This is a genomic window from Streptomyces sp. NPDC001599 (genome assembly GCF_042893535.1).
Lineage (GTDB): Bacteria > Actinomycetota > Actinomycetes > Streptomycetales > Streptomycetaceae > Streptomyces.
Genome location: NZ_JBIAVA010000021.1, coordinates 81313 through 103869 on the forward strand (window position 1 = coordinate 81313; position 22557 = coordinate 103869).

The following is a 22557-nucleotide window of genomic DNA, read 5'->3' on the forward strand; positions in this document are numbered from 1 at the left end:
CCCTCACGCCCCACACCGCCATGCCCGCGCCCCGCACCGCCATGCCCGCGCCCCGCACCGGCGAGGCCCGCGGTGTCGGCGGTACGGCGCCGGGTACCCGCGTCCGCAGGGGAGGGCCTGTCCGGTCCGTTCCGCCGACGGCGACAGCCCGGGAAGGGGACAACGATGAGGCAGCCCGCCGACGACCACACCACCGGCCGACGCGCCGGCGTCTCCGAGCTGCGTCCGGCCGCCGGGGACACCGGGCCCGTCCCCCGGCGCGAGGCACCTCTCGAGGACCTCCCGCTCGACCGCAACCAGGCGATCCTCCAGGCCGCCAAGCAGGTGGGCTCGACCCTCAAGAAGGCGAAGCACCCGTTCGCGCTGGCCGGCAGCGTCGCCGTGTACGCCCACGGCGGCACCCAGAACCTCCAGCACGACGTCGACTTCTGCATCCGGCCCCAGGACGCGGACGCCGCCGCCGCGACGCTGCGCGAGGCGGGGCTGACGGTCTACACGCCGCCCGAGGACTGGCTGCTCAAGGCGGACTGCCTGGGACAGCAGGTCGACCTCATCTTCGAGCTGGCGCACGAGCCCGTCACGACGGCCCTGCTGGCCCGGGCCCGGGACCTCTCGGTCGACTCGGTGCTGATGCCGGTCCTGTCGCCGACCGACCTGCTGCGCGGGCTGCTGGCCGCCTTCTCCGAGCACCACTGCGACTTCGGCGCGGTGCTGCCGATCGCCCGCACCCTGCGCGAGAAGATCGACTGGGCGGCGCTGCGCCACGACTGCGGCGACGCCCCGATGCCCGCCGCGTTCTTCTTCATTCTCGAACGGCTGGAGATCATCCCCCCGGCCGGTCCGCCGGCCACCGCCTCGAAGGAGGACCAGCGATGAGCGACCCCGGCGTCCAGAACGTCGAATACCGCGTGGCGCACCTGCAGGACCGGCTCGCCGCGGAGGAACTGGGTGAGCTCGGCGTCCGTGCCGAGGTCCGGGCCGGGACGATCGCGCTCACCGGCACGGTGCCCTCGGCGCAGTGCCGCGAGACCGTGCTGCGCGTCGCCCGCGAGGAACTGGCCGGACTGACCGTGCACGCCGACCTGGTGGTGGCCGAGACCACCCGCCCCGACCACGCGGAGGAGTTGTGACGATCCGGGTCGCCGCCGTCGGGGACATCCACATGGGACCCGACAGCGAAGGGCTGCTGCGGCCCGCGTTCGAAACCCTGCCCGACTGTGCCGACCTGCTGCTGCTCGCCGGGGACCTCACCCGGCACGGCACGCCCCAGGAGGCACGGGTGGTCGCCCGGGAGGTGCACGGCCTGCCGGTGCCGGTGGTGGCGGTCCTCGGAAACCACGACCACCACGACGAACGGCCCGAGACGGTCACCGCGATCCTCCGGGACGCCGGTGTGACCGTGCTGGAGGGCGAGGGAACCGTCGTGGAGTGCGCCGGGGGCCGGGTGGGAGTCGCCGGGACCAAGGGGTTCGGCGGCGGGTTCGTGGGGCGCAGCGCCGGTGAGTTCGGTGAGCCGGTGATGAAGGAGTTCGTGCGGACCACCCGCCGTTCGGCGGACAGCCTGCACGCCGCGCTGAAGCGCCTGGACGAGGAGGACTGCGCGGCGCGGGTGGCGCTGACCCACTTCTCCCCCGTCGCCGACACGCTCGCCGGGGAGCCGCCGGAGATCCATCCGTTCCTCGGGAGCTATCTCCTGGCGGAGGCGATCGACACGGCCGGCGCCGACCTGGCCGTCCACGGACACGCCCACCTGGGCTCGGAGCACGGGATGACGGCGGGCGGAGTCCGGGTGCGCAACGTGGCGCAGCCCGTCATCCGCCGGGCCTTCAACGTCTACCGGCTGGAGGCGGCCTGACTACCCGTCAGCTGTGTTCGGCGTCCTGCGCCGTACGCCCCGGGCCCTGCGCCGTACGCCCGGCGTCCTGCGTCGTGCGTCCCAGGCAGGTGACGTCCGCGGGGTCGAGGCCGGACGCCGCGATCTCGTGGAAGCCCAGGCGGTCGTAGAAGGCCCTGGCCGGGGTGTTGGCCGTCGCCATGACCAGGTGGACGGCGGGGACGCCGCGTTCGCGCAGGGCCCGCCACAACGTCCGCATCAGGGCCCGGCCGTGGCCCTGCCCCTGCCAGTCGGGCAGCAGGTCGATGTGCAGATGGGCGGGGTAGGCCGCCAGTTCCGGGACGACCATCCGCTCCGGGTCGTGCAGCAGCCCGGCCATGACCTCGTCCGGGGTGCGGGCGCCGGGCGGGCCCTGCGGGGCCGGATACCGGTCGGCGACCCTCGGCAGCCACTTCGCCCGGAACTCGGCGGCGAAGCGCGCGGTGTCCGCCGTGCCGAGGATGTAGCCGACCGCGCGGCCCCGCCCGTCGTCCAGCACGAAGGCCAGGCCGGGGTCCAGGTGGACGTAGGGCGCGGCGAAGATGGCCGGCAGGACGGCGGGGTCGGCGTACACGGGCCGGCTGTCCCGGCCGTTGTGCGCGGTCCGGATGCAGATGTCGTCGAGGGCGGGGGCGTCGGCGGGGCGGTAGGGGCGTACGGAGGCAGTCGCTGTCACCTCGGCATCCTGCCCTCTTGGGAGCGCTCCCACAAGTGGTTCGCTTCGATCGGTGACGCCCGGGTACCCGGCGGCCGGCAGGGTGACGGACGTGGGCGGGAGGCCGGCGATGGAGGATGCGACGGACCGGATCGCGCGGCCGTGGGGCGCACGGGTGCCCTACGGACGGCACGGGACCTGGCCGGCCCGGGTGGACACGTTCCTCGCCGACGGGGTGGAGCCCGGGGCGGTGCAGCGGTGGGTGCAGTCCGCGTCGATCCTGCACTCGGACGGCGACGCCATGGACATCGCGGTGGCCGACGGCCGCATGGTGGGCGTGCGGGGCCGGGACGTGGACCGGGTCAACCGGGGACGGCTCGGCCCGAAGGACCTGTTCGGGTGGCAGGCCAACGCCTCCCGTGACCGGCTGACCCGGCCACTGGTGCGGCGAAACGGGCGGTTGACGGAGACGGACTGGGACACGGCGATGGACCTGGTGGCCGCCCGCTCGCGCGAACTGCTGGACTCGCGCGGGCCGGGCTCGATCGGCTTCTACACGAGCGGTCAGCTGTTCCTGGAGGAGTACTACACGCTCACGGTCCTGGCCCGGGCCGGCATCGGCACCAACCACCTCGACGGCAACACCCGGCTGTGCACGTCCACGGCCGCGGAGGCGTTGAAGGAGACCTTCGGCTGTGACGGGCAGCCCGGCAGCTACGACGACTTCGACCACGCCGACGTGATCGCGCTGTTCGGCCACAACATCGCCGAGACCCAGCCCGTGCAGTGGATGCGGCTCCTCGACCGCTTCGAGGGGGCCGACCCGCCGCGGCTGCTGTGCGTGGACCCGCGCCCCACCCGCGTCGCCGCACACGCCGCCGTACACCTCGCGCCCCGCAGCGGCACCAACGTCGCCCTGCTCAACGCGTTGCTGCACGAGACGATCCGGAACGAGCGGATCGACCGGGACTTCATCGCCGCGCACACCGTCGGCTTCGACGAGCTGGCCGCGCGGGTCGCCGACTGCACACCCAAGTGGGCCGCGGAGATCTGCGACGTGCCCGCCGCCCGGATCGAGGAGGCGGCCGAACTGGTCGGCACCACCGACGCGTTGGTCTCCACCGTCCTCCAGGGCGTCTACCAGTCCCACCAGGCGACCGCCGCCGCCGTCCAGGTCAACAACCTGCACCTGATCCGCGGGATGCTGGGCCGGCCCGGTGCCGGACTCCTCCAGATGAACGGCCAGCCCACCGCCCAGAACACCCGCGAGTGCGGGGCCAACGGCGACCTGCCGGGCTTCCGCAACTGGCAGAACGACGCCCACGTGGCGGACCTGGCCCGGGTGTGGAACGTCGAGCCGGAGACCATTCCGCACTTCGCGCCGCCGACCCACGCGATGCAGATCTTCCGGTACGCCGAGCAGGGCTCGCTGCGGATGCTGTGGATCAGCGGCACCAACCCCGCCGTCTCGATGCCCGAACTGCCGCGCATCCGCTCGATCCTGTCGCAGGAGCGGCTCTTCACGGTCGTACAGGATCTCTACCTGACGGAGACGGCGCAGCTGGCCGACGTGGTGCTGCCCGCCGCGACGTGGGGCGAGAAGACCGGCGCGCTCACCAACGCGGACCGCACGGTGCACCTGTCCTGCAAGGCGGTGGAGCCGCCCGGCGAGGCCAGGCCCGACCTGGACATCTTCCTGGACTACGCGCGGCGCATGGACTTCCGGGACAAGGACGGCGGACCGCTGATCACCTGGGACGACCCGGAGTCGGCGTTCGAGGCGTGGCAGCGGTGCAGCGCGGGCCGCCCCTGCGACTACACGGGCCTGTCCTACGACAAGCTGCGCGACACCAGCGGCATCCAGTGGCCCTGCGACGAGCGGGCCCCCGAGGGGACGGCACGGCTCTACACGGACGGCATCGGCTGGGCCCACCCCGACATGTGCGAGAGCTACGGCAAGGACCTGGAGACGGGGGCCTCGCAGGAGGTCGTGGAGTACCGCTCCCTCAACCCCGACGGCAGGGCGATGCTCAAGGCCGCCGCCTATCTGCCGCCGCACGAGGAGCCGGACGAGGAGTACCCGTTCCAGCTGACGACGGGGCGGACGCTCTACCACTTCCACACCCGGACGAAGACGGGGCGCGCGCCCCAGCTCAACGACGCCGCCCCCGACGTGTGGGTGGAGGTCTCGGCCGGGGACGCGGAGCGGCTCGGCCTCGGCGAGGGCGACCTGGTCGAGGTCACCAGCAGGCGCGGCCCCCTGCGCGGACGGCTGCGGGTGACCGGCATCCGGACCGGGCTGCTGTTCGTGCCGTTCCACTACGGCTACTGGGACACCGCGGGCGGGTCGGGTCCCGGCCCGGACACTCCCGGGCGGGCCGCGAACGAGACCACGATCACCGACTGGGACCCGGCCTCCAAGCAGCCGCTGTTCAAGACGGCCACGGCCGCGCTCACCCTCGTGGAGCGCGGGGACGGCCGGCCCTCCCCGGCGCCGACCACCACCGCGTCCGCACCGGTCGCCGCCGGTGCCGCCCCGCCCACCTCGGGCGGACCGGCGGCGCGCACGAGGGAGCAGGAACCCACCGAGTTCCCGCACGGCCACGAGGAAGGCGCCCAGTGAACGGCATCAACCTGACCCTGCGCACGCTGCACCGCGGCGAGCGGCGTATGGCCCACGACCTGGTGACCGCCGCCGAGCGGCACCGCACGGAGCACGAGGTCCACCATGTCGCCACCGACCTCGCCCGCTGGTCCCGCGAGCACCTGCGGCGGCTCGCCGAGACCGCCGGGGAGCGCGGCGTGAAGCTGGGTGAGCCGCCGGACCACTCCGCGGACGGCGTCTTCGCGACCCTGCGCAAGAAGGCGTCCGAGGCGGTCGTGCACCGGCCGGAGCCGGGCCTGCTCCTCCTGCGCGACCTGCGGGAGCTGCATGTCCTGGCGGCCGAGAACTCGCTGCACTGGGAAATGCTGGCCCAGGCCGCCCAGGCGTCGAGGGACAGCGGACTGCTGACGCTGGTCTCCTCCTGTCACCCGCAGACACTGCGCCAGATGCGCTGGACCAACACCATGATCAAGAACTTGTCGCCGCAGATCCTCACCAGCCTCTGAGCTGCGTCTTCCCCGCCCGGTGCGGTGCCCGGCAGCGCCGGTGCGCCACCGGACGCCGAATGGCGGCGGCGGGCGGGGGCACCTGATGATCCCAGTGGGGCACCACCGCTGGTGTTCCAGTCGGCACCCCCTCCAAGAGAGCGAGAGAGCGTCATGAGTCTTCTGCGTCTGGCCGGCCGGCCGATGCTCGCCTCGATGTTCGTCGCGGGCGGCCTGCAGTCTCTGCGCAGGCCCCAGGACGTGGCACCGGCGGCCGAGCCGGTCGTGCGGCCGGTGGCCGACCGGGTGCCGGTGCTGCCGGACAGCACCGAGCAACTCGTACGGCTCAACGGCGCCGTGCACGTGGTGGGCGGGATCATGCTCGGGCTCGGGCGCTGTCCGCGGCTGGCCGCGCTGGCCCTCGCGGTGACGCTGGTCCCCACCACACTGGCCGCGCACCGGTACTGGGAGGCGGAGGACCCGTCCGACCGCGCCCAGCAGCGCGTCCACTTCCTCAAGAACGTGGCCATGATGGGCGGGCTGCTGATCGCGGCCGACGACACGGGCGGCGCGCCCTCGCTGCTGTGGCGCGGCCGGCACGCCGCCCACGATCTCCGGCACGACGCCCACCTGGTGCACCGCTCGGTCCGGGCCGCGGCCGGTCCCGCGGCGCGGGCCGGCGGTGTCCGGGCCAGGCTCGGGGTCTGACCGGGCGTTAACCCGCCTTCCGCTGGGGGACCCGACGCCCGTGGCGGTCGGTCCCACGACCGCCACGACCCTCTTGGAGGTGGAACATGGGACACGGAGGAAACGTCATCGACGAGCTGACGACCGATCACCGTGAGGTCGAGGAGCTCTTCGGCAGGATCGAGGCGCTGCCGCCCGGTCACAAGGACCGCAAGCTGTACGCCGATCAGGCCACCATCGAGCTGATCCGGCACTCGGTGGCGGAGGAGGCGTACCTCTACCCGGCGGTTCGCGAGCACGTGGCGGGCGGCGGTGCTCTCGCGGACAAGGAGTTGGAGGACCACGCCCAGGCCGAGCAGATCATGAAGGACCTGGAGAGCCGTGGGGCGGACGACGCCGAGTTCGACCGGTTGATCGGCATGCTGATGAGCGAGATCCGTGAGCACGTCGCCGACGAGGAGGGCAACCTGTTCCCGCGGCTGCGCGAGGCGTGCCCCGCACAGGCCCTGGACGAGTTGGGCGACAAGGTCCGTCGGGCGAAGAAGACGGCACCGACCCGGCCGCACCCGTCGGCCCCGGACAAGCCCCCGATGAACAAGCTTCTGGCCCCCGGCGCGGGCATGGTCGACCGGGCGCGGGACGCCCTGTCGGGGCGGGGCAAGGCCGGCTGAGCGACCGCCGCCGGATCATGTGCCGGATCATGTGTGGGCGCGACCGCTGCGGCGGCCGGGCCCACACATGATCCGGCGGTGTGCCGCCCCCGTCACCCCCTCACGCCCACCACTCCTCCCCCGTCCGCCCGTCCGTCGTCGCCCCGCCCGGCGCCGGGAAGGGCTCGGGCCGTCCGCGGAAGGCGGCGACGGTGCGCCCCAGACCGTCCTGCCAGGTCACGCTCGGCAGCCAGCCGAAGATCTCCCGGGCGAAGCCGGTGACCGGCCGGGGCCGGGCGAGCCCCTCCCCCACGTCCTCGACGAAGGCCAGCGGCGAGTCGGAGCCGGTCAGCTCGATCACCAGGCGGGCGATCTCCGCGGCGGTGGGCTCCTCGTCGCCGCCGATGTCCACGGGCCGCACCGATCGGCCGGCCGCGACCAGCAGTACGCCGTCGACCATGTCGTCGACGTAACACAGGGGGTGCGTCACGCTCCCGTCCCCGGGGACGATGACCGGCCGGCCGGCCAGGGCCGCTTCGATCAGGGCCGCCGGCGTCCCCGCGCCGTCCACCCGCATGCCGGGTCCGTAGCCGTCGAACAGCCGGACGATCCCGGCGTTCCAGCCGTGGGCGCCCGCGTGCGCGGCGACCAGGGCTTCGGCGAACCGGACGGCCTCGGCGCAGGCACGGTGCGGGCCGACCGGGTCGGCCTCGTCCCGGGCGTCGCAGCGGGCGTCGGCGCGGGCGTCGGGGCTCACCGGGGGCGAGGAGGCGAGCAGGAACCGGGCGCCGTCCCGGCCTGCGACGGCCAGCGCGGTACGGGTGCCCAGGCTGCCCGCGTCGAGGGCTTCCACGGGCCGGTCCGGCCGGGCGGCCGGTGACGCGGGGCCCGCCAGATGCAGAACCAGGTCGTAGGGGCCGGTGAGCGCGTCCGCGCAGCCGGGTGCGGAGATGTCCCGTTCCAGGAAGCGGAAGCCGGGGCGGCCCGCCAGGTGGGCCACCTTCTCGGCCCGCCCCGTGGAGAGGTTGTCCAGGCAGTCGACCTCGGCCCCCGCGTCGAGCAGCCGAGTGCACAGGTGGGAGCCGAGGAATCCGGCGCCGCCGGTCACCAGGACACGGTCCCACGGCGTGCGGGACTCCCCCCGTGGGCTGAACGCCGCCATCGGCATCATGAGGACGACCTCTCTCCCTCGGAGCGCTGAACAGCGTGCGCCGAGTGCCCCACCGAGGCGCTCACATGCTCCGACGCCCGCCACCGGGGTCACACACCGTGACGGCGGTCACGGCCGGCGGACGGTGCGGTGCCCGCCGCGGAGTCCTGTGATCAAACCCACTCGCGGGCTCAAGTCCGGCACGGGCAGGGGCGTTTGATCCGTCCGGCAGGCGGGCGGGGGCGCGGACCGGCGACGACTCGCCGGTCCCTTCTGCCACGATGGTCGGCGCCGTGTCCGGATCGGTGGAACAGCCGCGCAGCGCAGCCGGCCTGCTCGTTCCCGTCCGTTTCCCCTACGGGTCCCGCGACCCGCCTTCGAGTGGCGCACTGTGTCTTCTTCCTCCGTCTCCGCCCCGCCGCCCCCTGCCGCCTCGCCGTCCGAGCCGTCCCGGTCGCCGTGGCGTGCCCTGAGACACCGCAGCATGCGCTGGTGGTCGGTCGCGAACTTCGTGTCGAACGCCGGTACGTGGATGCAGCTCACCGTGCAGAACCTGCTGGTCCTGCAGATCACCGGCTCCGCCGCGGCCACGGGTCTGTCGATGTCCGTCCAGGCCGCGCCCGCGCTGCTGATCAGTGTGTTCGGCGGCGCGGCCGTCGACCGCTGGCCGCGCAAACTGACCGCCGCGGTCAGCCAGGCACTGCTCGGAGCGGTCGCGTTCGTGACCGCACTCATGGTGGCGCTCGACCGGCTCGACATGGCCTCCCTGATGGTGCTGGCCGCCGTCACGGGCGTCGTCGCCACGGTCGACGGCCCGGCGTGTTCCCTGCTGGGCAACGACCTCGTCCCGCGCGAGGACGTGCCCTCCGCGATCGGAGTGGGCGCCCTGGTGCACCAGGCGGGCCGGCTCACGGGGGCCGCCCTCGCCGGTGTGACGGTCGGTTTCCTCGGCACGGCCGCCGCGTACGCCGCCAACGGTCTGTCGTTCCTGTTCGTGGCCGCGGTCATCCCGTTCCTGCGCCCGGCGCGCGGTGCGGTCCGGCACGTGGTGGCGGCGAAGGACCGCGGCACGAAGGACACCATGAGCGTGCGCGAGGGGCTGGCCTTCTTCGCCCGCCGCCCCCGGCTGCTGGCGCTGGCCGGTGTCACCGGGGTCAGCGCGGTCTTCGGGCGCAACTACCAGCTGACCCTGGCCGTGCTGGTCACCGGGCCGCTCGCGGGCGGCGCGGGGTCCTTCGGCACCGTCTCCACGGTGCTGGCGGCCGGCGGCATCGTCGGCGCCGTCCTGGGGGCCCGGCTGCGCCGTCCCTCGGTGCGGCTGGTGGGCGCGCTGGCGGCGGCGGGCGGGCTGTTGCAGGTGGTGGCGGGGCTGTCGCCGTCGCTGGCCGTCCTGCTGGTGATGGTGCTGCCCATGGCCGTCGTGGAGTCCGTCTCCGACACCGCCGGTACGGCGGTGCTCCAGACCGACCCGCCCGCGCACATGCGGGGCCGGGTGCTCGGGGTGTGGGGCAGCATCGGCACGGTGTGGGGCCTGGGCGGGCCGCCCGCGCTGGGCCTCCTGATGGAGCTGGCCGGTGCCCGCGGCGCCCTGATCGCGGGCGGGCTGATCATCGCCGGCACGATCGGCGCGGGCCACCTCCTGCGTGAACGCCGGGCGGCGGTGCCCAGGGTGTCGCCGGTGGCGAACCTGGAGACGGCTGCCTGAGGTGGCCCGCCCGGGTCCGCGCGGGCGTCCCGCGCCGGTCGTGGCGCGGATCAGGCGACGAGGGCCTGGCCCGGATCCAGTCGGGCCGTGAGCGCGGCGCGGTGCAGGGCGGCGACGGGGGCGACGAGGTCCGGGTGGCGCAGCAGGGCCGCGGCCCTGCGGTCGGCGTCGTCGGGTGCGAGCAGGCGGCGGAACTCCGCCGGTGTCCCGGCCGAGGGGCCGCTCTCGGCCAGCGCGGCCACGGCCGGGGCGGCGAGCGCCGGGTCGGTCAGCAGGCAGGCGGCCCAACTGGCGACGACCTCGTCCACCCAGGTCCGCCAGGCCTCCGCGTCCGGGTCGGTGGGCGTCGCGCCGTCGGCGCCGGTGATCCAGTCGAGCCGGGCGGACCCTCCGGGGCCCGCCACACCCAGCAGTGCCACGTCCATCGGGCTCGGGTAGCGCAGCCGGGCCGCGACGGTCACGGCCTGCCGGGCCTGCACCTCGCACAGGGCGTCGGCCAGGGCGCCGCCGGACGCCGGATAGGCGCGGACGAGCCACTGTGCGGTCGCCGCGATGACGGGGGAGAGATCTGTGTGCACTGCCGGGCCGTCCGAACTGCTCGTCGTGGGGAACACGGGGTCCGTGGAAACGGTAGCCCGCGGCACACCGCGCGGAACATGGCCCGGCTCTCGCCCCGGGCGTGGCCTCGGCCACACCACGTCGTGAGGATCCGTCCCCGCCCGGGATGCGACCCTGTACCGCGTTCGCCGATCACCGGGTTCCCGCCCGGTCCGCCGGTGTAGAGGAGCAGTCCTGAGTACCACCGTCCTGTCCGAGGCCGTGCCCGTCGTCCTGCTGCTGGGCGTGCTGGCCTTCGCCGTGCTGCGCCCCCGGGGGCTGCCGGAGGCGGTGGCCGCCGTGCCCGCCGCCGTGCTGGTCGTGGCCCTCGGCACGGTCTCCCCGCACCGGGCGTGGGAGCAGACCCGTACGCTGCTGCCGGTCGTCGCCTTCCTGGCCCTCGTGCTGATGCTGGCGTACCTGTGCGCCAAGGAGGGCCTGTTCGAGGCCGTCGGCGCGGCCGTGGCCCGTACGTGCGGCGGCAGTCCGCGGCGACTGCTGACCGGGGTCTTCGGCGTGGCCTGCGCGGTCACGGCCGTGCTCAGCCTGGACGCGACCGCCGTACTGCTCACCCCCGTGGTCCTGGCCACCGCGTCCCGGGCCGGTGCGCGGGCCCGCCCGCACGTGTACGCGACCGCGCATCTGGCGAACTCCGCCTCGCTGCTCCTGCCGGTCTCCAACCTGACCAACCTGCTGGCGTTCGCGGCCAGTGGGCTGAGCTTCACCCGGTTCGCCGCGCTGATGGCGCTGCCCTGGCTGGCCGCGATCGCGGTCGAGTACGCCGTGTTCCGCCGGTTCTTCCGCACGGACCTGGCCGAGCCGGTGTCCGTGGCCGCCGCACGCGTCGGCTCCGTGTCCGTCGCTCCCGGACCCACCGGACCCACCGGTCCCACCAGTCCCACCGGACCGGCTCCCGCGAAGGCTCCGGGCGGCGCCTGCGGTGCCGGGACGAGCGTGGCGTCCGCGCCGCCCGCGCCCGCCGTGCCCCGTTTCACCGTGGTCGTCGTGGCCCTGACCCTGGCCGGGTTCGCGGTGGCCTCGCCGGCCGGCGTGGACCCCGCCTGGGCCGCGCTCGGCGGCGTGCTGGTGCTCGGGGTGCGGGCGCTGGCCCGCCGCCATGTCACGCCCCGGGAGATGGCGGGCGCCGCCGCGCCGCTGTTCTGCCTGTTCGTACTCGCCCTCGGCATCGTGGTGCAGGGGGTGCTGGCCGGCGCGTCGGCGACCGGGCTGGGGCGGCTGCTGCCGGACGGGGACTCGCTGCCGGCGCTGCTCGCGGTGGCGGCGGTCGCCGCGGTGCTGGCCAACGTCGTCAACAACCTGCCCGCCGTACTCGCCCTGCTCCCGCTGGCCGCGCCCGCCGGTCCGGCCCAGGTCCTCGCCGTGCTGATCGGGGTGAACCTGGGCCCCAACCTGACCTACGTCGGTTCGCTGGCGACCCTGCTGTGGCGGCGCATCCTGCACCGGCACGGCATCGAGGTGGAGCTGGGCCGGTTCACCGCGCTCGGGCTGCTCACCGTCCCGGCCACGGTCGCCGCGTCGACGGTGGCCCTGTGGGGGGCGCTGCGCCTCATCGGCGCCTGACGCCCGCGGCACCGCCGCCCGCCGGACGTCGGCTCACTGGGTCGCCACGACGAGGCAACGCCGCAGCTCCGCCAGGGCCCGGGGGTCGCCCTCGACGATCACACCGCGGTCCCCGTCGGCGCCCGCCCGGTTCCACAGCGACCGCAGCACACTCTCCGGCGGGCCGCTCAGCGTCACGTCTGCCGTGCCGTCGCCCGCGCCGTCCGTGACGGTGAACTCGCCCGGCCCGGTCCGCACCCGCCATGCGGCGTCGTCGCCGGCCCGCACCAGGAACGTACGCCCCGGCGAGCCGTCCAGGATCTCGGTGAAGTAGTCGCCCCACTCCGCCACCGAGTACGCGGCGAAGACCTTCAGCACTTCGTCGACGCCGTCCACGGCGAGGTCGTCCGGTACGGGGGTGACGGGCCCCCCGGTGGCGAGTTCGGCGTCGATGCGGTGGACGACGGTCTCCTGCGCCATCCGCCGGATCCAGAAGCCGACGCTCTGGTCGGGCCCGTACCAGCTGCCGGCCGGGTCCTCGGGGGCGCGGGCGGCGAACTCGGCGCGCAGCGCGGTGTAGCCCCGGTCGAGCAGCACCATCGGTGCCTCGTCGGCGAACTCCTTGGGCGGCCAGGGCTCGGTCTCGACCCCGTCGCGCATGGCGGCGGCCTTGTGCAGGTAGACCTCGCCGACGTGACGGGTCAGATCGGCGACGGTCCAGCCGGGGCAGGTGGGCACCGGGGCGTCGGGGGCGGTCTCGACGACGCCCCGCAGCCGGTCGTGGTCGGTCGCGAGGCAGTCGAGGAAGCGGGTGAACTCCATGCCGCCGAGCCAAACACACGTTCAGGGCCGGGGCACGGCGTTTTCCACGTTCCCGGCGTCCCCGCGTCCCCGCGCCCGGCCCGCGCTCACCACGCCGGGCTGGGGACCGCGGGGCGCCGGACCGCTTCGGCGGCGTCCCGCAGGTGCAGCGCGACGGAGATCAGGGCGCGCAGCGCGGAGGGCCGCAGGCTCTGGGCGCTCTCGGCGGCCAGCACCAGCAGGCAGCCCGCGGCCTGCTCGACGACCGGGACGGAGAAGGCGAAGTCGTCGCCGTCGGCCCCGCGGAAGGCGCGCCACGGTGTGGCGGCACCGTCGATGGCCTTGTGCACCGCCTGTTCGAGGTGCTGTGCGGCCTGCCGGCACACGGGCGCGGGCAGAACGATGGTGCGATGAAACGCTGAACTGTTCATAGTCCCACTGCTCCCCCGCGCCCGGGCGCTTCGATCGGCACACCGGGCGCTTTTCACCGGGTCGGCGGCAGCGGCGTCCCCACCTCAGTAATGTCCCAACGGGTCACATGTCCCACTGGGACATTTCCAGGTGTACGCTCGGAGGCATGACGGCAACGAAGCCCTCCCCCGCCACCGAGGACCGGCGGCAGCGCAAGGCGCGGCAGACCCGCGACGCGCTGGCCACCGCCGCCTGCGACCTGATCCTGGAGCGCGGGCCGGCGGCGACCACGGTGGAGGCGATCGCCGAGCGCGCGGACGTCACGCGCCGCACGTTCAGCCGGCACTTCGCCGGCAAGGAGGACGCGGCGCTCGACTTCGTCCGCCGGGACGGCGACCGGATCAACGCGCTGCTGCGCTCCCGTCCTGCCGGGGAGCCGCCCCTGCTGGCCTATCGCAGGGCCGTGCGGGAGTGGCTGGCCGACCGGGAGGACCCGGCCTGGCACGTGCGTCCGCGGATGCGCCGCCTGCTGGCCCTGGCCGACACCGAGCCCGAGTTGTTCGCCGCCTACCAGCGCATCCGGGTCGACGCCCAGGAGGAGTCGATCCGCATCGTCGCCGCCCGGCTCGGCAGCGACGACGTCCGGGACGTGCGCCCGGCCGCCGTCGTCGACGCCGCCGCCGGGGTCCTGATCGCCGCCCTGCGCCTGTGGGCGCGCGGCGGTGAGGGGGACTCGGCAGCCGCAGACCTCGCCGCCCTCGTGGAGCAGGCCTACGACGCCCTGACCTCGGAGGCCGCGGCCGCGACCCCCGAAAGCACCACCGAAGAGTGAGAACAGCACCATGAGCACCACCGGCAGCACCACAGGCACCACCCCCGCCACCGCACCCACCCCCGGCCAGGCGACCGAGTTCGGCGGACGCACCGCCCTCGTCACCGGCGCCGCCTCCGGCATCGGCCTGGCCACCGCCCGCCGGCTCGGCGCCGGCGGCGCCCGGGTCGTCGTCGCCGACTACAACGCCGAGGGCGCCGAGAAGGCCGCCGCCGACCTGCGGGCCGAGGGCGTCGAGGCCGCCGCGGTCGAGCTGGACGTCACCCGTCCGGAGTCCGTCGAGGCGGCCGTCGGGTTCGCCGTCGACACGTTCGGCTCACTGGACCTCGCCGTCAACAACGCCGGCATCGGCGGCCCCAGCGCCCCGACCGGCGAGTACGACGTGGAGGCCTACCAGCGCGTCGTCCGCACCAACCTGGACGGCGTCTTCTACTCGATGCGCTACGAACTGCCCGCCATCGAGGCGGCCGGCAAGGGCGGCTCCATCGTGAACGTCGCCTCCATCCTCGGCTCGGTCGGCTTCGCCGGTTCGCCCGCCTACGTCGCCGCCAAGCACGGAGTGGTCGGGCTGACGAAGGCGGCCGCCGCCGAGTACGCCGCCCGGGGCATCCGGATCAACGCGGTCGGCCCGGGCTTCATCGACACCCCGCTGCTGAAGACCATGGACGAGGCCGCCTACAACGGCCTGGTCGCCCTGCACCCGGCCGGCCGCCTCGGGCGCGCCGAGGAGGTCGCGGAGCTGATCGCCTTCCTGCTGTCCGACCGCGCGTCCTTCGTCGCGGGCAGCTACCACTTGGTCGACGGCGCCTACACCGCCGTCTGAGCAGCGCTCACGGTCCGCGGAGGGCCAGGGGGAGTCCCGGGGGGAAGAGAACGAAGGAGTTCGATCATGAAGGCACTGCAGTACCGCACCATCGGGGCCCCGCCCGAGGTCGTCACGGTCCCGGACCCGGAACCGGGCCCCGGCCAGGTGCTGTTGAAGGTGACCGCGGCCGGAGTCTGCCACTCCGACATCGCGGTGATGAGCTGGCCCGCCGAGGGCTTCCCGTACGAGCTGCCGCTCACCCTCGGCCACGAGGGCGTCGGCACCGTGGCCGCGCTCGGCGCCGGGGTGACCGGGCTCGCCGAGGGCGACGCGGTCGCCGTGTACGGGCCCTGGGGCTGCGGCACCTGCGCCAAGTGCGCGGAGGGCAAGGAGAACTACTGCCTGCGCGCCGACGAGCTGGGCATCCGCCCGCCGGGACTCGGACGCCCGGGGTCCATGGCCGAGTACCTGCTCGTCGACGACCCCCGGCACCTGGTCCCGCTGGACGGGCTCGACCCGGTCGCGGCGGTGCCGCTGACCGACGCCGGGCTGACGCCGTACCACGCGATCAAGCGGTCGTTGCCGAAGCTGGTTCCCGGTTCGACCGCGGTGGTCATCGGCACCGGTGGTCTCGGCCATGTCGCCATCCAGCTGCTGCGCGCCCTGACGTCCGCCCGGGTGGTCGCCCTGGACGTCAGCGAGGAGAAGCTGCGCCTCGCCCGTGCGGTCGGCGCGCACGAGGCGGTGCTGTCGGACGCGAAGGCCGCGGACGCGGTGCGCGAGCTCACCGGCGGGCTGGGCGCCGAGGCCGTGTTCGACTTCGTCGGCGTGGCCCCCACCGTGCAGACCGCCGGTGCCGTCGCGGCCGTCGAGGGCGATGTCACCCTGGTCGGCATCGGCGGCGGATCGCTGCCCGTCGGCTTCGGCATGCTGCCCTTCGAGGTGTCGGTCAACGCCCCGTACTGGGGCAGCCGCAGCGAGCTGATCGAGGTGCTGAACCTGGCCCGCTCCGGTGCCGTGTCGGTGCACACCGAGACGTACTCCCTGGACGACGCCCCGCTCGCCTACGAGCGGCTGCACGAGGGCAAGGTCAACGGCCGCGCGGTGATCCTTCCCCACGGCTGACCGGGCCGGACCCCGCGGCCGCGGCACGATCCGCCGCAGCGGCCGCGGGGGCGCGACCGGTCCCCCGTTCCGGTCGTGCCCCCGTCCCCTCGAACCTACGTGGACGGGTCCGCCGTTGTGAATCGTGCCGGTGCCCGCTGCCGGGCCCGGAGCACTCACTCGTGCACAGGTGAGTCCGGATGACCCGGTTTCGTCCCGTGCAGGAGCGGCTGGCCGAGGTCACCGGCCGCCAGGTGGGCCAGCACGACCTCGTACAGGTCACTGCCCGCGGCGAGCAGCTGGCGTTCGAGGACGGGCTCGGCGCTGCGGACGTGCTCGCGGACGGTCTGCGCGTGCATGCCGAGCTTCTGGGCGGCACGCTCGGCGTTGCCGCCCGCGGCGATCCAGGTGCGCAGGGTGCGCCGCAGGTCCCGGCCGTCCGGGTCGAGGCGGCCGAGCAGGTCGACGGCCCAGGCGCGCAGCGCGGGTCCGGACAGCAGGTCGGTGAGCCGGGCGGCACCTGCCCGTGCGCCGGCGCCCGGCGGGGGTTCGGCGAGGCCCACCTGGGCGTTCAGGGCCAGGTGGACGGCGGCCCGGACGGTCAGGTCGGCGAAGTCCGTGCGCAGCAGCGACTCGACCCGGTCCATGCGGGCGCGGACCGTGTTGCGGCTGACGCCGAGGACCTTCGCCGTGTTGACGGCGGTGAACTCGAGGCCGAGCCGGGTGGTGGCGATCAGTTCGGCACGCGTGGGGTGCGACAGGCTGTCCAGCGGGCTCAGCACGTCCGCCGTCCAGTCGTGCAGCGCTGCCGGGTCCATCAGCCGCTCGGGGCGGGTCCGCTCGGCGTACAGGGCCGCCTTCTCCGGGCGGAACCGGGCCACGGCCAGGGCGCTGACGGCCTGTCCGTAGGCGGCCGCCGTGCGGGCGAGGCCCTGCCGGGTGCTGCCGCCGACGAACACGCCGGGGCGGCGGCCGACGAGCGTGCGCAGTTCCTGCCCGGCCGTGTCGCGCGGCGCGAGCACGATGACGTGTCCGTCGACCGCCGGGCACCGCACGACCAGCGCCCGTTCCCCCGTCGCCGACAGGCACTCCTCGGCGAGGCGGTCCCGCTCGGCGGGGCTGCTCTCCACGACGTACACGCACGCCGTGTCGGTGTCGAGGAGGCCGGGCCACAGTCCGGCGGCCACGCGGCGGGCGGAGACGGTGTCCTCCACCATCAGCAGTTGCAGGATGGCCAGGCGCAGATCGGAGGTGGCCCGCCGCAGCCGGTGTCCGGCCGCGGTCGACTCGTGGCCGGCCAGCAGCAGCTCCAGCACCTGGGCGGCGTGCGTGACGATGTCGGAGACGCGCCGGTCGAAGGGCTCCTCGCGGGCGACCGCGAGGACGGCGGCCGGTGCCGGACGGGAGCGCTCCACGCGCACCAGCCGCAGATGGCGGCCCCGGTCCTCCAGTGCGGCGGACGCGATCCGGCCGGAGGTGACGTCGGCGACCAGAACGTCGTCCAGCGCGAGCCGGGTGCCGGCCAGCAGCCGGCCGGTGTCGTCCTGCAGCGCGACGCTCGCCCGGGCGATGCCCGCGAGCCAGGCCACGACCCGGTTCAGGTCACGGCCGGCCGGCCGCAGGTGCTCGAGCAGTTCCTGCGCCCAGCCCGTGTGCTCACCGGCCCCGGACGTCCGCTGCCGTCCGCCGTCCTCTCGGCCCGCCACGTCGGCCTTCTCCTCGTGTCGCCTCGTCCCCGGCCCAGGTCGGGGACGTTACCTCATGGCTCCGCGCACGGGACCCCTCCCGCGTCGGCGGCGGGGCCGCGCCGGGCCTGTCGGGCGGGGCGGGCGAGCGGGCATAAGCTCGGTGAATGGCGAAGTACTTCGACGTGCACCCCGACAACCCCCAGCCGCGCAGCATCGCCCAGGTCGCCGACAGCGTCCGCTCCGGCGCGCTGATCGCGTATCCGACGGACTCCTGCTACGCGCTGGGCTGCCGACTGGGCAGCCGCGACGGGATCGACCGCATCCGGTCGATCCGGCACCTGGACAACCGGCACCACTTCACCCTCGTCTGCCAGGACTTCGCGCAGCTCGGGCAGTTCGTGCAGATCGACAACGACGTGTTCCGGGCGATCAAGGCCTCGACGCCCGGCAGCTACACCTTCATCCTGCCCGCGACGAGGGAGGTGCCGCGTGCGCTCCAGCACCCGAAGAAGAAGACGGTGGGTGTGCGCATCCCCGACCACGTCGTCACCCAGGCCCTGCTCGCCGAGCTCGGTGAACCGCTGCTGTCCAGCACGCTGCTGCTGCCCGACGAGGAGGAGCCGATGACGCAGGGCTGGGAGATCAAGGACCGGCTCGACCACGTGCTGGACGCGGTCGTCGACTCCGGGGACTGCGGCACCGAGCCCACCACGGTCGTCGACTTCTCCGGCGGCGAGGCGGAGATCGTGCGGCACGGCGCGGGCGACACGACCCGGTTCGAGTAGCGAGACGTCCGCCGCCCGACCGCACGAACACAGAGAGGCAGACCACACCATGACCGCCACAGCGGGAACCGCCGTCGACATCCCCACCGGCGACGGCACCGCCGACGCCTACCTGACCCGTCCGGCCGACGGGGGACCGCATCCCGCGGTCCTGCTGTACATGGACGCCTTCGGGCTGCGTCCCAGCCTGCGGTCGATGGCCGACCGGCTGGCCGGTGCCGGGTACACCGTCCTGGTGCCGAACGTCTTCTACCGCAGTGGACGGACTCCCGTCGTGGAGCTGCCCGAGTTCATCGACCCGCGGGCGCGGCCGGAGATCTTCGAACGGCTCGGTCCGGTCATGCGGTCGCTGACCCCGGACCTGGCGATGCGGGACGCCGACGCCTACCTGCGTCTGCTGGCCGGCCGTCCGGAGGCGGCCGACGGTCCGGTCGCGCTCGTCGGCTACTGCATGGGCGCCGGGCTCGCCCTGCGCACCGCGGGGACGTATCCGGACCGGGTCGCCGCGGTCGCCGGGTTCCACGGCGCCAACCTGGCGACGGACGGGCCGCACAGTCCGCACCTGGTGGCCGGGGACATCACCGCCGAGGCGTACTTCGCCCACGCGGACCAGGACCCGGGCATGGACGCCGAGCAGCAGGAGCGCCTGGCGGCGGCCCTGACGGCGGCCGGTGTCCGGCACCGCTGCGAGGTCTATCCCGGCGCCCACCACGGCTACACGCAGGCCGACACCGCGGCCTACGACCCGGAGGCGACCGAGCGGCACTGGGCGGCCCTGCTCGACTTGCTGAAGCGGACGTTCTGACCCCGGACGCCCCGAAACGGCCCGTCCTGGGCGGGAGTTGGCGCGCCTCCCCCCGTCCGGCCCCGGGTGCGGGCGTTGTTACCGTGCCCGGGTGTCCAACTCCTCACGCGATTCAGCCGAAGGCGCCGGCTGGGGCTCCGCCGAGCCCGGCGCCTACCGAGCGCTCATGCCGGGGCGCACCGAGCAGCTGTCCTGGCTGAGCCCGAGAACGCTGTGGGCCGCCCGCAACGGCGTGCTGGCCTCCTGGTTCGGGGACCCCACGGGCCGGACCCGCTCCCGCTGGGTGGCGCAGCGGGCGGCGGCCGGCGCACCGGCCGACAAGGTGATCCGCCGGGACGACCCCGACCGGTTCTCCTTCCTGGTCATCGGTGACACGGGCGAGGGCGACGATCCCCAGTACGCCGTCGTGCCCGGGTTGTTGGAGGCCGGCCGGGACACCCGGTTCGCGGTCCTCGCGAGCGACGTGATCTACCCGGTGGGCAGCGCCGACGACTACGGCACGAAGTTCTTCCGCCCCTACCGCGACTACCGGGCGCCCATCTACGCGATACCGGGCAACCACGACTGGTACGAGGACCTGGGCGGCTTCATGCGGGTCTTCTGCGACGACGCCCCGCCCCTCGCGCCGGAGGCCGCGCCGCGCCGGTTCACCCGCGCGTGGCTGCGGTCCCTGTTGTGGCACCGGCCGCGTCCGGACGACGGTGCCCGGCTTGCCGAGGCGCGGGAGCTGCGCCCGGCGCCCTCCCAGCAGGCCGCCCAGCCGGGCCCGTACTGGGCCGTCGACGCCGGTCCGGTCAGGATCGTCGGCATCGACACGGGTCTGCTGGGCACCGTCGACGCCGAGCAGGGTGCCTGGCTGCGCGAGGTGTCGGCGGGAGACCGGCCCAAGATCCTGGTCACCGGCTCGCCCCTGTACGTGGACGGCGAGCACCACCCGTGCGAGATCGAGGGCGGCGGCACGGTCGACGACATCGTGCGCGACCCGGCCCACCACTACGTCGCGGCGATCGGCGGCGACATCCACAACTACCAGCGCTACCCGGTCGACGTGGACGGCCGCACCGTGCAGTACGTCGTGGCGGGCGGCGGGGGTGCGTTCATGCACGCCACCCACACCATCCCGCGCGTCTCGGTGGCCGGCGTCACCGAGGACGACTTCCGCTCCTATCCGCTGCGCGGCGACTCGCTGGCCTTCTACAGCGCGCTGTACGGCCGCCGGCTGCGGCTGCGGCGCCTGTTCACCCTCACGGAGGCCGAGGCGACGGCCGTGATCGCCGAACGCCTCGGCATCCGCACCGGCCGCGCGCCGGGCGACGGCGCGCGGGTCACCCGGCGCACCCGGATCGTGGCCGGGCTGCTCGGCACCGCGCGGCGGACCGAGCGCCGCAAGCGGTTCCGGCTGCCCGTGCGCAAGATCTACACGTCGGTGTTCTCGCCGGGTTCGGCGACGTACAGCCCGCCCTTCTTCAAGTGCTTCCTGCGCCTGGACGTGACCCCGGAGGCGGTCAGGCTGCGCTGTTACGCGGCCACGGGCAACCGGGCGCAGGAGGTGGACCCGCCGGTCGAGGACGAGGTGACGATCCCGCTCGGATGAGCGTCACCCGGTCCGTCGTCGTGCGGAGACCGCGGCTTGCCCTCCCCCGCGCCGTCCGGTTGATCACCGGCCCTTCCCTGGGCGAGGCTGGACGGGCGGCACACCGCCGCGCACAGTCGAGGGAAGGTCCCACGGTGATCAGCATTCCCGCGTACACGCTCAACGACGGCACCAGCCTCCCCGCCCTGGGCCTGGGCACCTGGCCGATGAAGGACGAGGAGGCCGAACGGGCGGTCCGCGCGGCCCTGGAGACGGGGTACCGCCTGATCGACACGGCGACGAACTACCGCAACGAGACCGGCGTCGGCCGCGGGGTCGCCTCCGCCGGTCTCCCCCGCGAGGAGATCGTCGTGACGACCAAGCTGCCCGGCCGGCACCACGGCTACGAGGAGACGCTCGCCTCCTTCGAGGAGTCCCGCGCCCGTCTCGGTCTGGAGTACGTCGACCTGTACCTGATCCACTGGCCGCTGCCGCGCGTGGACAAGTACGTCGGCTCCTGGAAGGCCATGGTCAAGCTGCGCGAGGACGGCCTCGTACGTTCGGTGGGCGTCTCGAACTTCACGGCGGAGCACATCGAGCGGCTGGAGAAGGAGACCGGCGTCCTGCCGTCCGTCAACCAGATCGAGCTGCACCCGCTCCTCCCGCAGGACGAGCTGCGCGCCTACCACGAGCGCAAGGGCATCCGCACCGAGAGCTGGAGCCCGCTGGGCCGGGGCAGCGATCTGCTGGACGATCCCGCCGTCGCCGCGGTCGCCGCGGCGCACGCTGTGACGCCCGCCCAGGCGGTGCTGCGCTGGCACACCCAGCTGGGCGCGGTGCCGATCCCGAAGTCCGCCGACCCGGCACGGCAGCGGGCGAACCTGGACGTCTTCGGCTTCGAGCTGGACGCCGAGCAGCTGCGTGCGGTGGCGGACCGCGTCCACCGGCGGATCGGCGGCGACCCCGAGGTGCACGAGGAGTTCTGAGCGGGGTACCCGGTCCGGGTCGGCGAGGAGGGCCGATTACCCGGGAAGGAGCGGCAGGTGGACGGCGAGGGCGACGGACTGCGGGACTACCACGGCAAACGGGACTTCGGCCGGACCGGGGAGCCCGCGGGACCGGGGGCGCCCGGTGAGGGCGGAGCACCGGGTGAGGGCGGAGCACCGGGTGAGGGCGGAGCACCGGGTGAGGGCGGAGCACCGGGTGAGGGCGGGCCACCGCGCTTCGTCGTGCAGATCCACGACGCGAGCACCCTGCACTTCGACTTCCGCCTTCAGGTGGGCGACGTGCTGAAGTCCTGGTCCGTGCCGAAGGGGCCGTCGGCGGACCCGAGCGACAAGCGGCTCGCGGTGCCGACGGAGGACCATCCGCTGGAGTACGAGGAGTTCGAGGGCGTGATCCCGGCGGGTGAGTACGGGGGCGGCACGGTCATCGTGTGGGACCACGGCACCTACGAGCCGCTGAGCCACGACCGGCGGGGCCGGCCGGTCGACTTCGCCGAGTCCCTCGCGCACGGGCACGCCCGGTTCCGGCTGCACGGCGCGAAGCTGCGCGGCGAGTACGCGCTGACCCGGTTCCGCGGCGGCCCGGACGGCGGCGCCGGTGCGGACGCGGCGTGGCTGCTGGTGAAGACGGCCGGCGGCGGGCGCGGGCACGGCACCCCCGACCCGCGGCGGGCCCGGTCCGCGCGCACCGGGCGGACGCTGGCGCGGGTGGCCGCGGAGGACGGCGAGGAGTAGGGGCGGGCCGGAGCAGGGGCAGCGCGGCCGGTCCGGGCCGCGCGGGC

General features: G+C 74.5%; 23 protein-coding genes. 17 read left to right on the forward strand and 6 right to left on the reverse strand.

Annotation, left to right across the window (positions count from 1 at the left end; translation table 11 throughout):
* The first annotated feature begins 165 nt into the window (after nucleotides 1–165).
* The 3 genes from ACFYZ3_RS34745 to ACFYZ3_RS34755 are packed head-to-tail and all read left to right on the forward strand — an operon-like array spanning nucleotide 166 to nucleotide 1855.
* A complete protein-coding gene (locus tag ACFYZ3_RS34745) occupies nucleotides 166–876 on the forward strand; it encodes a nucleotidyltransferase family protein (RefSeq protein WP_388526343.1) in 711 nt (236 codons plus the stop codon).
* Nucleotides 873–1130: a BON domain-containing protein gene (locus ACFYZ3_RS34750; RefSeq protein ID WP_388526346.1), complete on the forward strand. Its 258-nt coding sequence runs from the start codon at nucleotides 873–875 to the stop codon at nucleotides 1128–1130. Before ACFYZ3_RS34745 ends, ACFYZ3_RS34750 begins: the two co-directional genes overlap by 4 nt.
* On the forward strand, nucleotides 1127–1855 hold the full coding sequence (locus ACFYZ3_RS34755; RefSeq protein ID WP_388526349.1) for a metallophosphoesterase: 729 nt from the start codon (nucleotides 1127–1129) through the stop codon (nucleotides 1853–1855). The genes ACFYZ3_RS34750 and ACFYZ3_RS34755 overlap by 4 nt, the downstream gene beginning before the upstream one ends.
* Nucleotides 1856–1862: 7 nt before the next feature.
* Here ACFYZ3_RS34755 and ACFYZ3_RS34760 read toward each other — a convergent pair whose 3' ends face one another.
* Entirely contained in the window at nucleotides 1863–2549 is a 687-nt protein-coding gene (locus ACFYZ3_RS34760) for a GNAT family N-acetyltransferase (RefSeq protein ID WP_388526352.1), read from the reverse strand.
* A gap of 109 nt (nucleotides 2550–2658) precedes the next feature.
* Here ACFYZ3_RS34760 and ACFYZ3_RS34765 point away from each other — a divergent pair, with 109 nt between their 5' ends.
* From ACFYZ3_RS34765 to ACFYZ3_RS34780, 4 genes are all read left to right on the forward strand, one after another.
* Entirely contained in the window at nucleotides 2659–5151 is a 2493-nt protein-coding gene (locus ACFYZ3_RS34765; protein ID WP_388526354.1) for a nitrate reductase, read from the forward strand.
* On the forward strand, nucleotides 5148–5639 hold the full coding sequence (locus ACFYZ3_RS34770; protein ID WP_388526357.1) for a hypothetical protein: 492 nt from the start codon (nucleotides 5148–5150) through the stop codon (nucleotides 5637–5639). The genes ACFYZ3_RS34765 and ACFYZ3_RS34770 overlap by 4 nt, the downstream gene beginning before the upstream one ends.
* A 153-nt stretch (nucleotides 5640–5792) precedes the next feature.
* Nucleotides 5793–6326, forward strand: a complete 534-nt coding sequence (locus ACFYZ3_RS34775) for a DoxX family protein (protein ID WP_388526360.1) — start codon at nucleotides 5793–5795, stop codon at nucleotides 6324–6326.
* An 86-nt stretch (nucleotides 6327–6412) separates the two neighbouring features.
* Complete coding sequence (locus tag ACFYZ3_RS34780; protein WP_388526363.1) at nucleotides 6413–6976, forward strand: hemerythrin domain-containing protein; 564 nt, start codon at nucleotides 6413–6415, stop codon at nucleotides 6974–6976.
* 100 nt (nucleotides 6977–7076) lie between these two features.
* On the opposite strand, the gene ACFYZ3_RS34785 is transcribed toward ACFYZ3_RS34780, so the two are convergent.
* Nucleotides 7077–8126, reverse strand: coding sequence for an NAD-dependent epimerase/dehydratase family protein (locus ACFYZ3_RS34785; protein WP_388526366.1), 1050 nt, complete (start codon nucleotides 8124–8126; stop codon nucleotides 7077–7079).
* Nucleotides 8127–8589: 463 nt separating this feature from the next.
* Between ACFYZ3_RS34785 and ACFYZ3_RS34790 the strand changes: the two genes are divergently transcribed.
* On the forward strand, nucleotides 8590–9810 hold the full coding sequence (locus tag ACFYZ3_RS34790; RefSeq protein ID WP_388526369.1) for an MFS transporter: 1221 nt from the start codon (nucleotides 8590–8592) through the stop codon (nucleotides 9808–9810).
* Between the two features lie 50 nt (nucleotides 9811–9860).
* Here ACFYZ3_RS34790 and ACFYZ3_RS34795 read toward each other — a convergent pair whose 3' ends face one another.
* The gene (locus ACFYZ3_RS34795) at nucleotides 9861–10388 is read right to left on the reverse strand and encodes a hypothetical protein (protein ID WP_388526371.1); all 528 of its coding nucleotides are present in this window, start codon (nucleotides 10386–10388) and stop codon (nucleotides 9861–9863) included.
* 241 nt (nucleotides 10389–10629) lie between these two features.
* Between ACFYZ3_RS34795 and ACFYZ3_RS34800 the strand changes: the two genes are divergently transcribed.
* Nucleotides 10630–11988: an SLC13 family permease gene (locus tag ACFYZ3_RS34800; RefSeq protein ID WP_388526373.1), complete on the forward strand. Its 1359-nt coding sequence runs from the start codon at nucleotides 10630–10632 to the stop codon at nucleotides 11986–11988.
* 33 nt (nucleotides 11989–12021) lie between these two features.
* On the opposite strand, the gene ACFYZ3_RS34805 is transcribed toward ACFYZ3_RS34800, so the two are convergent.
* Both ACFYZ3_RS34805 and ACFYZ3_RS34810 read right to left on the reverse strand, forming a co-directional pair.
* Nucleotides 12022–12789, reverse strand: a complete 768-nt coding sequence (locus tag ACFYZ3_RS34805; protein WP_388526376.1) for a maleylpyruvate isomerase family mycothiol-dependent enzyme — start codon at nucleotides 12787–12789, stop codon at nucleotides 12022–12024.
* Nucleotides 12790–12875: 86 nt separating this feature from the next.
* Nucleotides 12876–13199, reverse strand: coding sequence for a hypothetical protein (locus ACFYZ3_RS34810; protein ID WP_361008674.1), 324 nt, complete (start codon nucleotides 13197–13199; stop codon nucleotides 12876–12878).
* A 146-nt stretch (nucleotides 13200–13345) separates the two neighbouring features.
* On the opposite strand from ACFYZ3_RS34810, the gene ACFYZ3_RS34815 reads away from it, so the two are divergent.
* From ACFYZ3_RS34815 to ACFYZ3_RS34825, 3 genes are all read left to right on the forward strand, one after another.
* Nucleotides 13346–14011: a helix-turn-helix domain-containing protein gene (locus ACFYZ3_RS34815; RefSeq protein ID WP_361008672.1), complete on the forward strand. Its 666-nt coding sequence runs from the start codon at nucleotides 13346–13348 to the stop codon at nucleotides 14009–14011.
* 10 nt (nucleotides 14012–14021) lie between these two features.
* Complete coding sequence (locus tag ACFYZ3_RS34820; protein WP_388526380.1) at nucleotides 14022–14834, forward strand: SDR family NAD(P)-dependent oxidoreductase; 813 nt, start codon at nucleotides 14022–14024, stop codon at nucleotides 14832–14834.
* Between the two features lie 66 nt (nucleotides 14835–14900).
* Complete coding sequence (locus tag ACFYZ3_RS34825; protein ID WP_388526383.1) at nucleotides 14901–15941, forward strand: NAD(P)-dependent alcohol dehydrogenase; 1041 nt, start codon at nucleotides 14901–14903, stop codon at nucleotides 15939–15941.
* 155 nt (nucleotides 15942–16096) lie between these two features.
* Here the strand turns inward: ACFYZ3_RS34825 and ACFYZ3_RS34830 are convergent, their stop codons facing one another.
* Nucleotides 16097–17626 carry a helix-turn-helix domain-containing protein gene (locus tag ACFYZ3_RS34830; RefSeq protein ID WP_388526386.1) on the reverse strand — a complete coding sequence of 510 codons (1530 nt, stop codon included), beginning with the start codon at nucleotides 17624–17626 and terminating at the stop codon, nucleotides 16097–16099.
* A 146-nt stretch (nucleotides 17627–17772) separates the two neighbouring features.
* On the opposite strand from ACFYZ3_RS34830, the gene ACFYZ3_RS34835 reads away from it, so the two are divergent.
* From ACFYZ3_RS34835 to ACFYZ3_RS34855, 5 genes are all read left to right on the forward strand, one after another.
* Complete coding sequence (locus tag ACFYZ3_RS34835) at nucleotides 17773–18393, forward strand: L-threonylcarbamoyladenylate synthase (RefSeq protein ID WP_193783258.1); 621 nt, start codon at nucleotides 17773–17775, stop codon at nucleotides 18391–18393.
* A gap of 49 nt (nucleotides 18394–18442) precedes the next feature.
* Nucleotides 18443–19198 (forward strand): dienelactone hydrolase family protein, encoded by a 756-nt coding sequence (locus ACFYZ3_RS34840; RefSeq protein WP_388526390.1) that lies wholly within the window; start codon nucleotides 18443–18445, stop codon nucleotides 19196–19198.
* 91 nt (nucleotides 19199–19289) lie between these two features.
* Nucleotides 19290–20792 carry a metallophosphoesterase family protein gene (locus ACFYZ3_RS34845; protein WP_388526392.1) on the forward strand — a complete coding sequence of 501 codons (1503 nt, stop codon included), beginning with the start codon at nucleotides 19290–19292 and terminating at the stop codon, nucleotides 20790–20792.
* A gap of 134 nt (nucleotides 20793–20926) precedes the next feature.
* The gene (locus ACFYZ3_RS34850; protein ID WP_388526395.1) at nucleotides 20927–21757 is read left to right on the forward strand and encodes an aldo/keto reductase; all 831 of its coding nucleotides are present in this window, start codon (nucleotides 20927–20929) and stop codon (nucleotides 21755–21757) included.
* Nucleotides 21758–21814: 57 nt separating this feature from the next.
* Nucleotides 21815–22510, forward strand: coding sequence for a DNA polymerase ligase N-terminal domain-containing protein (locus ACFYZ3_RS34855; protein ID WP_388526398.1), 696 nt, complete (start codon nucleotides 21815–21817; stop codon nucleotides 22508–22510).
* The last annotated feature ends 47 nt before the right edge of the window (nucleotides 22511–22557 follow it).